Annotated in this window: 12 protein-coding genes and 1 pseudogene; 12 read left to right on the forward strand and 1 reads right to left on the reverse strand. The window is 60.0% G+C overall.

Annotation, left to right across the window (positions count from 1 at the left end; translation table 11 throughout):
* Positions 1-330: 330 nt before the first annotated feature.
* The 10 genes and pseudogenes from HU811_RS27715 to HU811_RS02945 form a co-directional block, all read left to right on the forward strand.
* Positions 331-669 (forward strand): annotated as a pseudogene (locus HU811_RS27715) (ATP-binding protein); the annotation flags it as partial.
* A 171-nt stretch (positions 670-840) separates the two neighbouring features.
* Positions 841-1,305, forward strand: a complete 465-nt coding sequence (locus tag HU811_RS02905; RefSeq protein ID WP_186653829.1) for a hypothetical protein — start codon at positions 841-843, stop codon at positions 1,303-1,305.
* A gap of 298 nt (positions 1,306-1,603) precedes the next feature.
* On the forward strand, positions 1,604-4,960 hold the full coding sequence (locus HU811_RS02910; RefSeq protein WP_186653831.1) for a type III effector HrpK domain-containing protein: 3,357 nt from the start codon (positions 1,604-1,606) through the stop codon (positions 4,958-4,960).
* Between the two features lie 418 nt (positions 4,961-5,378).
* Positions 5,379-5,540 (forward strand): hypothetical protein, encoded by a 162-nt coding sequence (locus HU811_RS02915; RefSeq protein ID WP_163006721.1) that lies wholly within the window; start codon positions 5,379-5,381, stop codon positions 5,538-5,540.
* Between the two features lie 112 nt (positions 5,541-5,652).
* Positions 5,653-6,600, forward strand: coding sequence for a SctD/MshK family protein (locus HU811_RS02920; RefSeq protein ID WP_186653832.1), 948 nt, complete (start codon positions 5,653-5,655; stop codon positions 6,598-6,600).
* A complete protein-coding gene (locus tag HU811_RS02925) occupies positions 6,597-6,959 on the forward strand; it encodes a hypothetical protein (RefSeq protein WP_165447467.1) in 363 nt (120 codons plus the stop codon). Before HU811_RS02920 ends, HU811_RS02925 begins: the two co-directional genes overlap by 4 nt.
* Positions 6,956-7,291: a type III secretion apparatus assembly chaperone SctY gene (sctY, locus tag HU811_RS02930; protein ID WP_186653834.1), complete on the forward strand. Its 336-nt coding sequence runs from the start codon at positions 6,956-6,958 to the stop codon at positions 7,289-7,291. The genes HU811_RS02925 and sctY overlap by 4 nt, the downstream gene beginning before the upstream one ends.
* Positions 7,288-9,426 (forward strand): type III secretion system export apparatus subunit SctV, encoded by a 2,139-nt coding sequence (gene sctV / locus HU811_RS02935; protein ID WP_186653835.1) that lies wholly within the window; start codon positions 7,288-7,290, stop codon positions 9,424-9,426. The genes sctY and sctV overlap by 4 nt, the downstream gene beginning before the upstream one ends.
* Complete coding sequence (locus HU811_RS02940; protein WP_186653837.1) at positions 9,426-10,760, forward strand: type II and III secretion system protein family protein; 1,335 nt, start codon at positions 9,426-9,428, stop codon at positions 10,758-10,760. The genes sctV and HU811_RS02940 overlap by 1 nt, the downstream gene beginning before the upstream one ends.
* Before the next feature lie 13 nt (positions 10,761-10,773).
* Complete coding sequence (locus HU811_RS02945) at positions 10,774-11,199, forward strand: hypothetical protein (RefSeq protein ID WP_186653838.1); 426 nt, start codon at positions 10,774-10,776, stop codon at positions 11,197-11,199.
* Between the two features lie 11 nt (positions 11,200-11,210).
* Here the strand turns inward: HU811_RS02945 and HU811_RS02950 are convergent, their stop codons facing one another.
* Positions 11,211-11,993 carry a tetratricopeptide repeat protein gene (locus HU811_RS02950; protein ID WP_186653839.1) on the reverse strand — a complete coding sequence of 261 codons (783 nt, stop codon included), beginning with the start codon at positions 11,991-11,993 and terminating at the stop codon, positions 11,211-11,213.
* 166 nt (positions 11,994-12,159) lie between these two features.
* Here HU811_RS02950 and HU811_RS02955 point away from each other — a divergent pair, with 166 nt between their 5' ends.
* Both HU811_RS02955 and HU811_RS02960 read left to right on the forward strand, forming a co-directional pair.
* On the forward strand, positions 12,160-12,759 hold the full coding sequence (locus HU811_RS02955) for a type III secretion protein (protein WP_186653840.1): 600 nt from the start codon (positions 12,160-12,162) through the stop codon (positions 12,757-12,759).
* A gap of 65 nt (positions 12,760-12,824) precedes the next feature.
* Entirely contained in the window at positions 12,825-13,037 is a 213-nt protein-coding gene (locus tag HU811_RS02960; RefSeq protein WP_186653841.1) for a hypothetical protein, read from the forward strand.
* Positions 13,038-13,113 lie beyond the last annotated feature (76 nt).

The raw sequence follows: 13,113 nt of genomic DNA on the forward strand, positions 1-13,113 counted from the left end.
CACGTCCATGACTTGAGCGATTTCCTCACCACAGACCACAAAGGAAAGTTGCTGCCCGGCTATCTGCTCAAGCTGGCGGAGGTGGTGGCGACAGAGCAACAAGGCATCATCGAAGAACTCGGGCAACTCACCAAGGGCATTGACCACATCAAGACTATTGTCGCTGCCCAGCAATCCTATGCCGTTGCCGTCAGTATCGTCGAGACAGTACCGGTCCCGGAATTGATCGATGATGCCTTGCGCATGAGTGCTGGATCACTGGCGCGTCAGGAGGTGACGGTGGTCAAGGACATTGCCGACTTGCCCTTGCTGTCGCTGGACCGGCATCGGGTGCTGCTGATTCTGGTGAACCTGATCCGCAATGCCAAGCAAGCAATGAACGGCGTGACCGATCGCCGCCCGTGCATCACGTTCAGCGCCTTCCTGGCTGACGGGCCAGCGTTGCGTATCAAGGTGACCGACAACGGCAATGGGATCGCGCCGGAGCACCTGGCGCGGCTCTTTTCCCATGGCTTCACTACTCGCAAAGACGGTCACGGTTTCGGCCTGCACAGCTGCGCGCTGGCCGCGCAGGAAATGGGGGGCAGCTTGACCGTGCACAGCGACGGGGCGGGACAGGGGGCAACCTTCATCCTCGATGTTCCCCTCGATGGTCCGCAGATTAAGTGATGAATACCGAACCGGCTCTTGTCAGGGCCGAGCGGCCGAGGTTGGCTAACGGCTTTCGTAAGACCTGGGTGACTGATGGCTTGAAGTCGCATGTTGTTCCAAGCCGTTAATATGAATGTCATGGCATTAAGCAACTATTGAATACCTGAATCACTGCCAAGGAGCCTTTCCATGACTACCGTCACGCCTTCAAGCGGCGCAACGCCTTCATCACAGAACAGTTCCGCCTCTGCATTCGATGCTAAATTGGACATCGCCAAATCCAGTCGGATTCTGGCCGATTACATGAAAGAAAAAGGTAAGGGCGCGATCAGCGGTAATGAACTCTCGTCGCTGGCCAACGCTTCGTCCAAGGAGGTGTCTGCCGAAGTGTCGGCAGCCGCAGAGTACATGACGCGCCATTCGGACGTCTTCACCGCCATCGAAACTCACGATGTGGCCGGTGCCGACAATTACAGCGGCGCGTGGAACTTCGAATGGGCAGCAGAGGGGGGCCTCAAGGGCACTGCCACCGAAGCGCTGGCCAATATGAGCGATGTGTTCGACTCCGCCATTACCAAGTCTGCTCAAATCACTGAGTTGACCACCGTTGCCAAGACCGTGCTGGACTCGTCCAAACAGCGTCCTCAGAACTGATCCCTTCTCCCCATCAGCCTGCGGCCACCAGGCTGATCCCTCCGTATATCCGCCTGACTCTTGGACTGTGCATCCGGCCCTGATGAACGGGTGACTGGCGCATACGTTAGGTTGTAACACTCTGCGGCGATACTCATTTTTCACCCTGTTGGCGCATGTAGATTCGATCATCCGGTTAAGACCCTGCTGATGGCAGGTTTAGGCGTATTCACGCTGGCTGATCTGTCGCGAATGGTGCCTCCCGTACGGGCTCGCACCGGCGTTGCACTCATTTATGCTCTAGAAAAAGGAGTCATCAATGTCCGTTCAAGATGTCAGTTTTGTAGGCGTAACGTCCAAGCCACAAGACCCCAAGCTCGCCGAAGCCTGGGACCAGGCGATCAAGCAGGCCAAGGAGGCGGGCATTGAATGGGAGCGGCCAGAAGGCGACAACCGTTCGGCCCAGGACATCATTGACGACACGCCGGTACTCAAGAACCTGGGCAACCAGAGCGATGTGAAGGATAACCTCAAGGACCGTGTCGGCGATTTCGAGACTGACCCCGATGCGGCCTACCGCGCCAAGCAGGTGCTTGAGCACGTGGAAAAATATGATGAGGGTGGTGAACGGATCGCCAGCAAGGACATCGACAATGGCCGGGTCGATGGTTTCACAAAGGGCGGTGATGCCAAGCATGGCACCGAAGCGGGTCGCCTGCAGGACTTTGGCCGGCAAGGGTTCTCGCACCTTAAAGGCGAGCTCAAGGACCTGTCCAAGCCCGGCGATGATCCCCAGGCACGTGAACAGGCCGAGGCTCTGGGTATCAAGTGGGAGCGCCCTGAAGGGGATGATCGCTCTGCGCAGGACATTATCGATGACAATGCCTTGCTCAAGAATCTGGGCAACCAGAGCAGCGTCAGGGACATGCTCAAGGAGCGGGTCGGCGATTTCGAAAATGACCCGGACGCCGCCTATCGTGCGACCCAGGTGCTTGAGCACATCGAGACCCTCAATGGCGAGGGCGACAAGATTGCCGGCAAAGACGTCGGTAACGGCAGGGTCGATGGTTTCACCAAAAGCGGCGAAGCGAAAAATGGCACCGAAGCCGGTCGCCTGCAGGACTTCGGCAAGCAGGGTTTCTCTGCCCTCAAGGGTGAGATCCAGCACGCTTCGTCGGCGGGCGACAACAAGGAAGCCCGCGAGCAAGCCGAAAAGGTCGGCATCGTATGGAATCGCCCGGAAGAGGACAAGCGTTCGGCCCAAGACATCATCGAAGACAACCCGCTGCTCAAGCACTTGGGCAACCAGAGTGGCGTCAAGGACATGCTCAAGGACCAGGTCGGCGATTACGAGAGCGACGCTGACGCCGCCTACCGGGCCGCGCAGGTCATGGACCGCATCACGATGTTCGATGACAAGGGCAATGCCCAGTCCGGTGGGGATGTGTTCAACAGCAGCGTGGACGGTTTCACCAAGAGCGGCGAAGCCAAGCACGGCACCGAAGCGGGTCGTCTGCAGGACTTCGGCAAGGAAGGCTTTTCGACCCTGCCCGAGCTTAAGAAAACCGATGATATCGCCAGCTACAAGGATTACCTCAAGACCAACCCGGATGCTGATCCAGCATCGCAGCAGATCGCCAAGTACGCAGCGATCCTCGATGAGAACTTCGAGGCGATCAAGGGCAAGACCGGGGCGGGCAAGTACCTGACTGCCGACGACATCAAGGAGTACAAGAATCAGAATTCACAGCTGAGCGAAGAGACCAAGCAGGCACTGGATTTCTGGTCTCAGCCAGGTGCTTTCAAGATTATCGACAACGCCAAGAACCCACTGGACAAGAATCCTGATGGCGAACTGAGCAGGGGCGATGTCCAGAGCTGGCTCAAGAGCACCAACGTACCCAAGGATGCGACCTCCGTTACCATGCTGCTCTCGGGGATTGCCGGCAACAATGCCTTGGCCAGGGTCGATACCGCAGGCTTGAACAAGGACGTGTTCGATAACCCGGACAAATATTCACCAGAGGAAAAAGCTGCGGTCCTGCAGGATCTCCAGGCTGCCCAGCAACTGATCATCCAGGGCAGCGCCGCCGGTATGTGGAAGGACGACAAGTCGCAGGTCACGATTGCCAACAAGGTGCGCAGCCATCCCGATGCCCAGAAGCTGCTTGACGATGTCAACACACACATCGAGATCCTGCAGAGCGACCCTGAGGTCAGTAAGTACATGAGCGAGCACGGCTCCAGCGAGTTGACCAAGCTGGTGGAAGACAACAAGGGGCTCAAGGAGTCCCTGCAAAAAACCTACGACGACGAAATCAAGTCCGGCAAGTCACTCGATACACTGTGGGAGGCCAAGTCCAAGGATGGCAAGACTACCCACACGGAAATTCTTGCCGAGTTCTTTGGTACGGCGCAGATCCTCCAGGGCGCGCTGGGCATCAATAATGCCGGAGAGATCCAGGCCGCGGTCAAAGGCTCCAAGGCCAATGCCGAGTTGGAAAGCTATTACGAGAAGTCACTGGTTTCAGGTGATCGCTTGAATGAACTGCTCAAGGACCATACCCCTGACGAAGCCATGAGTTCCTTCAGCCTCGAAGTCGCGCTGTACAACTCGGCGCTGGACCCCGAGTTCACCGGCAAGCTCGACACAAAGCTCAACGATAACTTCACCAGCATCGCCAAGGACAACGTCTTCAAGGATGCGTCCTTCGACGATATGAAGGCGGCCTTCGGCGTCGATGGCGGCAATGAGCTGGATGAGGAGAAGGTCAAGAAAATCATCGAGCAGATCAGCGAGGAAAACCCGCAGATGCTCGTCAATGCCGACGGCACCGTCGCGACACCAGACCAGATCCTGGCTAACTTCAGGGGCGACTGGGACCTGCTTCGCCAGGGCACCAAGACCCTGGATGCGCTGGATGTCTTCAGTAAGGATTCGTCGATCAAGGATGCTTCCAACAAAGGCGTCCTGCACGGCGTGAGCGGGCTGTTCATGGCTGGCGTGACCATCGCCAAGGGCGCCAACAACGCCGGGAAGCTGACTGAGCGGCAGATCGTCGACATCGCCACCGGTTCGGTACAGTCCGCCACGCTCCTGGCTGAAGGGGGGCTTAAGAACTATCAGGACTACCTCAAGGATGTGAAAGGCAAGCTGACCGGTGACCGCCTTGGCGACCTGGGCAAAAAGATGGACGATCCGCTCAAAAGCGTGACCGCCAACCTCAAAGGTATGGAAAACGCGGCGAAGGGGATCGGTGGCATCGCGGCCATTACGGCTGGCGCCTACGGCATTTTCGATGGCGTCAAGGCGCTCAGGAAAGGGGATACGGTCGCCGGTGGCATGAACATCACGGCCGGTTCGCTGGGTATCATGGCGGGTTTGGCTTCGGTGGCTGAAGTGGGCGCCAGCGCGATGAGCGTCTCGGCGGTTGCCGCTTCGCGGATCGCGATGGTGGCGGGTGGCCTGGGCTTCGCGGCGGCGGGGGTGGCTGCGCTGGCATTGCTGGTCCCTGGCCTGATCGAGGAAGTCAAGCAGGAGAAGCGGGTGGGTAAGTTCGCGGACGCCCTGAGCGATTACCTGACCCAGTACGAGATCGACGGTGTACCGCATGGCGATATCTGGGATATCCCTTACGAGGAGTGGCCGGGGGAAGAGAGCACCATCGCTTCCTGAGTCGGGCACGCGCAGATAGCGAGCTTGCAAAGACGGGCGTAACTGTTTCAGTTATGCCCGTTTTTGCAGGTGGAATCCAATAAGCCTAGGTAGAGCTGATTGTAACTGGCCATCAGTTTTTAGTTGATGAAAAATGGATGCTCTATCCAGAAAAGATCCATCGGGATTTATAGGTTATTTGTTCTTTCTATTTGTCTCTTACCTGTGGGAAATAGTTGGTCCGATACACTGATTTCAGCTGCAAAGCATCTTGGTGGCCGGTGTTTAGGGTGCTGGTCCGATCAAGACAATAGTTGGCTTTGAGAATTAAAACACTTGTTAGATGTTGAACTGTAATGTTCGGTCCCTATTCTTCGATTGGCAACATTAGTGGGCCGCTTGGCGGCGCAAGTATCTCTCATCGATTAGGAGAATCACCATGAGCACGACTCCCCCAGTAAGTTCCGGCAACGCTGATTCGGCTATCGCTAAAATGGAAGCCACTTTCAACATGGCGATCGAAAAGTCGGCCAAGATCACCGAGCTGTCCACCGCTAAGAAAGCTGAGCTTGACGCTACCAAACAACGGCCTCAGAACTGATGTCGTCATGCAGGCAGCCTCATGGCTGCCTGCATGTCTGTTCGTTGCCGCTGACAGCGTTATCTGCGCCTCATAGGTATTTGTCCGCAGGTCTTATTCCGGTAATACAACCATGACGGCCTTGACTTTCTTCGCCGCGGTCCCAGTCGTAGCCGCTACGGGCAAAGGGCTGCCGGTGCTTGGTATCACCCACGGTCTGCATCAGGGGGTTTGCCTGCCCTTGGACAAGCCCGTCTACATTCTTGGTTGTGCCGCAAGTGTTGATCTGTTGCTCAGCGACGCAGGCATTGCCGAACGTCATATGGCGCTGCGTTTCAGCGCTGGTCAGGTGGCCGTCGAAGCGATTGGTGGCGACGTGTTTGTGTGCGCCCCCCATGCCCGGGAAATGCTGATTCCTTCCGGCAAGGGGCATCGTGCGCCTTTGCCCGTGGATATTCGCATCGGCGAAGCCCGCCTGACCCTCAGTCGCGACACCGCATGCCTGGCGCCGATAGCGGCTCCAGCTGTAACACCTGCCTGGCAGCGCAAGCCGCAGTGGATCATTGCCTTGCTGCTGATGTTCTTGTGTGTGGGCGCCTTTGCCTTCCGGGGCGAGCCGGTCTCGCCGCAGGCATTGAACAGCGCTGACGAGGCCGCTGCGCTGGCCGTGCTCGATGAACCGACGCAGACCATCGCGCAGGCCAGGGCTTGGCTCGAACAGCAGCTTGCCAGGTCAGGCCTGCACCAGATCAAGGTCAGCGAAGTCGATGGCCAGCTCAGTGCCCAGGGGACTTATGGCCCCACCCAGAAAAGCCAGTGGCTTGACGTGCAGCAAGCTTTTGATAGTCACTTCGGCCAACAGGTGATGTTGCTTCCCGGCGTGGTGGCCCGCAACGAAATCGCCAAGCCCCGTGTGCGTTTTCAGGCGGTTTGGTTTGGCGATAACCCGTATGTGATCAACAACGACGGCGAACGCCTGTTTCCAGGGGCTGCGCTGGCCGATAACTGGATACTCGAACGCATCGAGAACCATCGGGTGATTCTCGCCCGTGGTGAAGAACGGTTCACGCTCACCTTATGAGAATTGATCCGGGTGCGCCCTTACCGACAACCGCCGAAAGAACCCCGGCGGTAGACAGCGTCCAGCCGGCCAAGGCGCGCCAAGGTGGACGCTTCGAGGCGGTGCTGGGCCAGCGCGCGGTGTTGGCACGCCGTTCGTTGCGTGCCGAGATTGAGCAGTCGGGCATCGTTGAGGGCATGACGGCCGAGCTGTTCGGCAGTCGCCGCTCGATGGAGATTCTCGAATACGTCTTGGACAACGTGATTCCCACCCTGGATGCCGAGCCCGACATCAAGGTGTTGGCCCATGAACTGATCAGCGAAGAAATCGCCTTGCGCCGCTTGCTCGAAGAGCAACGCGCCGAGGTGATCGAGTCATGAATCGTCAAGAACAGGACTGCGTCGATCTGCTCAAGGGCATGGGCGAGTTGTATCGCCGTAGCGGCCAGTCGCAGCGTGCCTTGGTGCTGCTGTTGATCGCCGTGCAGATGGCGCCCGGCGACACTGCGTTGCTGCGCAATCTGGTCATGGCCTTTACCGACAGCGGCCAGGCCGAGCGCGCCCTGACGGCGCTAGACCGCCTGGTCGAACTGGACGGTGAGTCCTCTGGTCTCTGGCTGTTGCGCAGCCGTGCGTTGTGGAGCGGCGGGCGCAAGGATGAGGCGCGCCAGTGCTTCAAACGTTATCTGACCGCTCGCAGAGCTGCGCAATGATGTTCCTCGACCGCCTCAACGCATTGGCTCGCATCGCCGCCCAGCGCAGCGACGTGATCGTCGTCGCCTTCATGCTGATGGCTATCGTGATGATGATTATTCCGCTGCCAACCTGGCTGGTGGATACGTTAATCGGCCTGAACATCTCGCTGAGCATCCTGATCCTTATCGTCGCCTTCTACATCAAACACTCGGTGGAGTTCTCGGCACTGCCGCCGCTGATCCTGTTAAGCACGCTGTTTCGTCTGTCCCTGTCGATCACCACCACGCGTCTGATCCTGCTCGACGGCGACGCCGGGCACATCGTCAAGGCGTTTGGCGATTTTGTCATCGCAGGGCAGGTGGTGGTGGGGTTGGTGGTATTCCTGATCATCACCGTGGCCCAGTTCGTGGTGATCACCAAAGGTGCCGAGCGCGTGGCCGAAGTGGCGGCGCGCTTCACCTTGGATGCCATGCCAGGCAAGCAGATGAGCATCGACAACGACTTGCGCAACGGCGATATCGATCAGCATGAAGCGCGCCGTCGACGCTCGCGCCTGGAGCGTGAAAGCCAGATGTTCGGTGCGATGGATGGCGCTATGAAGTTCGTCAAGGGCGATGCAATTGCCAGCCTGGTGATCCTGGCGGTCAACCTGCTGGGCGGCATGATGATCGGCATGGTCGAACGGAATATGTCGTTCGCCGATGCGGCGCACACCTATTCGCTGCTGACCGTCGGCGATGGCCTGATCGCCCAGATCCCGGCGCTGTTGATCTCGGTCGCGGCCGGCATGGTGGTGACCCGGGTCAACAGTGGCACTACCGAAGGCAACCTGGGCAGCGAGATCCTTCACCAGTTGGGTTACAGCGCCCAGGCCCTGGGCTTGACTGCTTTGATCCTGCTGGGCGTGGCGTTGCTGCCAGGTTTTCCCGCCCTGGTATTTATCGGCTTGTCGGCGTTGCTGGGGGCTGCTGCATTCACGATCTACCGCCGCGACAAAGCGCCCCAGCCCGAGATTGCCGAAGGGGCCAGCGACGTCGCGGTGCTTGCAGAAGAACCGATCGAGCCGTACGCGCCCCTGGCCAAGCCATTGGACTGTCGGGTGCTGCTGAGCATCGGCCTGGAAGTGGCGCAGGTGGCGCCCGAACTGCCGCTGCGCCAGCGTATCGAAGCCTTGTGTCATGAGCTTCGCGGCGACCTGGGTATCGAGGTGCCGGTGCCGGACCTCTACATCGATCGCAATCTGCGCGCCAATGGCTTCGTGGTCGAGCTCGAGGGCGTGCCGATCAGCGAGGGCGAGATACCGGTCGGCTGCTTGCTGCTCAAGGACGACCTGGTGCACGTACAACTGCTGGAAATCCAAGCGTTGGAGGCACCGTCGCCGTTGCACAGTCGCCCGGCGCAATGGATCGAGCGCGCTCATCAGGGGCTACTGGAGGAGGCCGGTATCGGTTTTCTCAGTGTCGCTGAAGTCCTGCGAGCCATCCTCGAGCGCAGCCTGCGCCGTAATGCCGCGAGCTTCCTGGGCATTCAGGAAACCCGCAGGATTCTGGAGCGCATGGAAGCCAGCTATGACGAGTTGATCAAGGAAGTATTGCGCAATGTGCCCTTGCAGCGCCTGGCGGAAACCCTGCGTCTGTTGATCGCCGAGGGTGTGTCGATCCGCAACCAGCGCGCCTTGCTCGAAGCCATGGTCGAGTGGGGCGCCCGCGAGCCGGATGCCGCGCGCCTGGCCGATCACCTGCGCGCCAGTCTGGCGCGGCAGATCAGCCATCAGTACGCCGACCGTAACCGTGTCATCACCGCCTTTGTGCTGACCCCCGCGGTTGAAGAGCAGTTGCGCGCTTATCTGCGTCGAGCCGACAACCCGCGCGAGTTGCTCAACGAGCATGCTAGCCGTTCATTGCTGACCCAATTGCGCACCGTTTGCGGGCAACTGGCCGAGGGTGATCGCAGCGTCCTGTTGGTCCACCCCGATTTGCGTCGCAGCCTGCGTCGGCTGGTGGTGCGTGGCGAGCTGGAGTTGGCGGTGCTGTCGTTCCGCGAGCTGGCCGGTGAATACAACCTGCAGGCCATCGGCTCCATCAGCTTGACTGAAATTACCGATCGCCGGGCAGCCGGTGGTGCTTCCCTTACTTCAATGGCGACTGCTTAATGATGTGTTTTGCGCTGTTGCGTGTGTCTGTGTATTTCGGTTTCTGGATCGCTGTCGCGTCAGTCGTACTGCTGCCGCAATTGGCGCGGGCGCAAGCCATCGCCTCGGGCAGCAGGGCCACCCTGGATCTGGCTCAGGGCGAAGGTCGCATCCTGCATTTCCAGGATCCGGTCGAGTCGGTGCTGGTTGCAGAACCTGGCATTGCTGATCTGCAGGTGGTTTCGCCTGGTGTGATCTATGTGTTTGGCAAGACGCCTGGGCAAACCAGCCTGATTGCCCTGGGCGCCGAGGGTGAAGAGCTGACCAGCCTGAGTCTGGCGGTCAACCGTGGCACCCAGGCAGTGACCCGGCCGTTGCGGGACCTGCACCCCGGGAGCAATGTCCAGGTGAGCGCCGTCGGCAATCGCATGGTGACCCGCGGCATGGTCAACAGCGTCGGCGAAGCAACCGACCTCAACAGCCTGCTCGACACTGAAGGCCAGGACGTTGGCTCAACCCTCAACACGACCTCCTACTCAGGCTCGGCCCAGGTCAACCTGCGGGTGCGCTTCGCCGAAGTCTCGCGCTCGGAATTGCTGCGCTACGGTGTGAATTGGAATGCCTTGTTCGACAACGGCACCTTTTCCTTTGGCCTGTTGACGGGCGGTGCCCTCGCGTCCGGCGCGGCTGCTGGGGCCTCCAATGTGGTCAGCGCCGGGTTGGCTTCGGGCAACGTCAACATCGATGCGATGCTCGAAGCGTTGCAAAGCAATGGCATCCTGGAAATCCTCGCCGAACCCAACATCACCGCCATGACCGGCCAGACCGCCAGCTTCCTGGCCGGAGGCGAGGTCGCGGTGCCGGTGCCGGTCAACCGCGACACGGTAGGGATCGAATACAAGCCCTACGGTGTTTCACTGATGTTCAACCCGACCCTGCTGCCCAACGGTCGCATCGCCCTGCAAGTGCGCCCGGAAGTCAGCAGCCTGATGGGCTCCAGCAGCGTGTCTGTCGGTGGCTATCAGGTCCCGTCATTCCGGGTGCGGCGTGCCGATACCCGTGTCGAGGTTGGCAGCGGCCAGACCTTCGCGATTGCCGGATTGTTCCAGCGCGAGAGCACCCAGGACATCGAGAAAGTGCCGATGTTGGGCGAGATGCCGATCCTCGGCAATCTATTCCGCTCCAAGCGCTTTCAGCGCAACGAAACCGAATTGGTGATCCTGATCACTCCGTACTTGGTAGAGCCGGTTCGCACACGCGCCCTGGCCACGCCCCTTGATGGCCAGCTCACGGGCGCGAGCCACACGTCTGGCGGACCGCGCAGCAGCGACATGTTTGGTTTCTACATCAATTGAGCCAGGAGCGAGCATGAACCCTCAATCGTCTCACCTGTCCCTGGCCGCTCTGCTGTTCGGCGTGCTCTGGCTACTGACTGCCTGCAAAACCCAGCTTGATCCGGTGAGCTATTCGCCGGACTACCAGGCCTTCATCCGTGCCGATGGCCGCATTGAGCGGGTGCCGGTGGCGTGCCTCGAACCACCGGTCGAAGACAGTTTCTATACCGATGCTGGGACCTACTCGCGCCTGCTGCCGCCGGGTTGTGCGAATAACCTGATGCTGTTGCAGATGGTCGAGCAGCCTTCGGATCTGATCGAGGGCCGGGCGACTGGCCCCACCATGGCCGCGCCGGTTGGCCGGGCAGCCCAGGTCTACATCGAAGGCTACGATCGGGAGGAACTGCGTCGGCGGTTGGCCGAGCAACAGGCCAAAGCCGACAAGCAGGAGGGTCAATGAAGCATTCTGGCTCAGCGGCTGCCGACCAGTCCCAGCTCACGGGCCTGGATCACCGGGTCTTGGATGGCTTTGAGGCGCCGGGCCTCGGTCAGCAACCGGGTGTATTGCTGGGGCGTGATGTCTTCCAGATCCTGGGTCTTGAGGTCCTTTTCGCGGCCGCTCAACACCATGACCAGCAGGGCGTTGCGTTGGTGGCTGGGCTGGGCGCGGGGCGACTCGTGTACCGCCTTGATGGTTTGCAGCGCCCGTTGCGGCTGGCCGCCCAAGGCGTAGGCGAGGGCCAGGTTGCATTGGGTATCCAGGTTGGCGGGGGCCAGGGCCAGGCTTTGGGCGAACGCCACCTGGGCCGCCGCTGGCTGGCCACGCAGCATCTGCGCCACGCCCTGGCGGTTGAATGCTTCGGGGGAAGCGTTGCCCGCGCTGGCCTGGGTCAGGGAGGTGATTGCCCGCTCCAGTTTGCCTTGGTGCAGTTGGGCAGTGCCGATGCCGAGCAGTGCCGCGGCGCTCTCGGGGTCGCGTTCCAGCGCTTGCTGGTAGGCGCGCTCGGCGGCACGTGCATCGCCGTTGGCCAGGCGCGCCTCGCCCAGCTTCAACCAGGCCTCGATCTGGGCGTCCGGTTCCTGGCTGGCTTTTTCGTACAAGGCCGCGGCAGATCCTGCATCACCACGTTGTTGCAAGTCGCCGGCCAGTTGCATGTAGCGCTGGTAGCTACCATCGGAGTTCGGCTGGTTGGCGCAGGAAGCAAGAATGACGCTGGCAAGCAACAACGATGTGTAGGCAAAACGATTTGGCATGAACAGAGCTCTTTCGGCGGATTTTGCAGGGGCCAAAACCAAGGAGTGTTGACCTCTCAGATCCGACAGGTTGCCCGACGTTTAAGTCATCTTCTTGACATGATCCGTAAACATGCACGTTTTTCTGTTGGTTCGTGCCATCCGGCCGGTCGCGGGGAGCAATTGCATGGGTAACCTGAAACGGGCTGCTATCGGTCTGGCGCTGGTGCTGGCGGCGCTTAACTCGCTGGCCGCCAGTCCAACTGACGCGGATCCCGCCGGCCAGCAGCCAAGTTGGTTCACTCGGCCCTATGCGTATGTGCTGGTCGCGCAGGACGTGCGCGACGCGCTGGAAGAGTTCGGCCACAACATGGGCCTGACGGTGGTCATGTCGGACAAGGTGCGCGGCCAGTCGCGTAGCCGGATACGTGCTGAGACTGCCGGGGATTTTCTCACGGCGCTGTGCGACTTCAATGGCCTGTCCTGGTACTTCGACGGCAATGTGCTTTATCTCTCCTCCGACGCCGAAACCGATACGCGAATATTCAAGGTCCAGGGTCGGCAACTGGAGCAATTACAGGATTACGTCGCCAGCCGGGATGTCTATGGCAAGCCTATGTCAGTGCGTGTCGGGCCCGATGGCGATGAGTTGTTCATCTCCGGACCGCCGGCCTGGCTGGCGATGATCGGGCAGTACCACGACCAGCAGCTGACCTCGACGCCGATGGCGGCGACCCGCGAGCGCGGCGTGCGTGTATTCAGGGGCGGTGCAGTGACACAAGAATGAAAGCACGCGCCTATAGGCTCAATTATCCGTTCGATGTTTCATCAGCCCAGTAAAGGAGAGTCACCATGTCAGTCACCCCCATCAGCGACAACAACGCTGTTACTGCCCCCTCCGAAGCGCGGTTCAATGCCGCTGTGGACAACGCCAAGAGCGAACTGAGCGATGCAGAACTCACCGAGGCCCTGATCACTCAGGCCGTCACTATCGGGGGTCAGTTCATCATCATGCCGCGTGCCCAGGAAATCCTCAACGAAGCCCAGTCGGACGACGACGAATAGGCCCACGCCATGACTGTAAGTCTCGCAGCAACAGCCACGGCGGCCCAGCCGCCGTCGGGGGGGCAGGGCGATCTGC

This window comes from Pseudomonas tehranensis (assembly GCF_014268615.1).
GTDB classification, from domain to species: domain Bacteria; phylum Pseudomonadota; class Gammaproteobacteria; order Pseudomonadales; family Pseudomonadaceae; genus Aquipseudomonas; species Aquipseudomonas tehranensis.

Coding starts and splice junctions, on each gene's coding strand:
- HU811_RS02905 (WP_186653829.1), top strand. CDS start 841: ATGACTACCGTCACGCCTTCAAGCGGCGCAACGCCTTCATCACAGAAC.
- HU811_RS02910 (WP_186653831.1), top strand. CDS start 1,604: ATGTCCGTTCAAGATGTCAGTTTTGTAGGCGTAACGTCCAAGCCACAA.
- HU811_RS02915 (WP_163006721.1), top strand. CDS start 5,379: ATGAGCACGACTCCCCCAGTAAGTTCCGGCAACGCTGATTCGGCTATC.
- HU811_RS02920 (WP_186653832.1), top strand. CDS start 5,653: ATGACGGCCTTGACTTTCTTCGCCGCGGTCCCAGTCGTAGCCGCTACG.
- HU811_RS02925 (WP_165447467.1), top strand. CDS start 6,597: ATGAGAATTGATCCGGGTGCGCCCTTACCGACAACCGCCGAAAGAACC.
- sctY (WP_186653834.1), top strand. CDS start 6,956: ATGAATCGTCAAGAACAGGACTGCGTCGATCTGCTCAAGGGCATGGGC.
- sctV (WP_186653835.1), top strand. CDS start 7,288: ATGATGTTCCTCGACCGCCTCAACGCATTGGCTCGCATCGCCGCCCAG.
- HU811_RS02940 (WP_186653837.1), top strand. CDS start 9,426: ATGATGTGTTTTGCGCTGTTGCGTGTGTCTGTGTATTTCGGTTTCTGG.
- HU811_RS02945 (WP_186653838.1), top strand. CDS start 10,774: ATGAACCCTCAATCGTCTCACCTGTCCCTGGCCGCTCTGCTGTTCGGC.
- HU811_RS02950 (WP_186653839.1), bottom strand. CDS start 11,993: ATGCCAAATCGTTTTGCCTACACATCGTTGTTGCTTGCCAGCGTCATT.
- HU811_RS02955 (WP_186653840.1), top strand. CDS start 12,160: ATGGGTAACCTGAAACGGGCTGCTATCGGTCTGGCGCTGGTGCTGGCG.
- HU811_RS02960 (WP_186653841.1), top strand. CDS start 12,825: ATGTCAGTCACCCCCATCAGCGACAACAACGCTGTTACTGCCCCCTCC.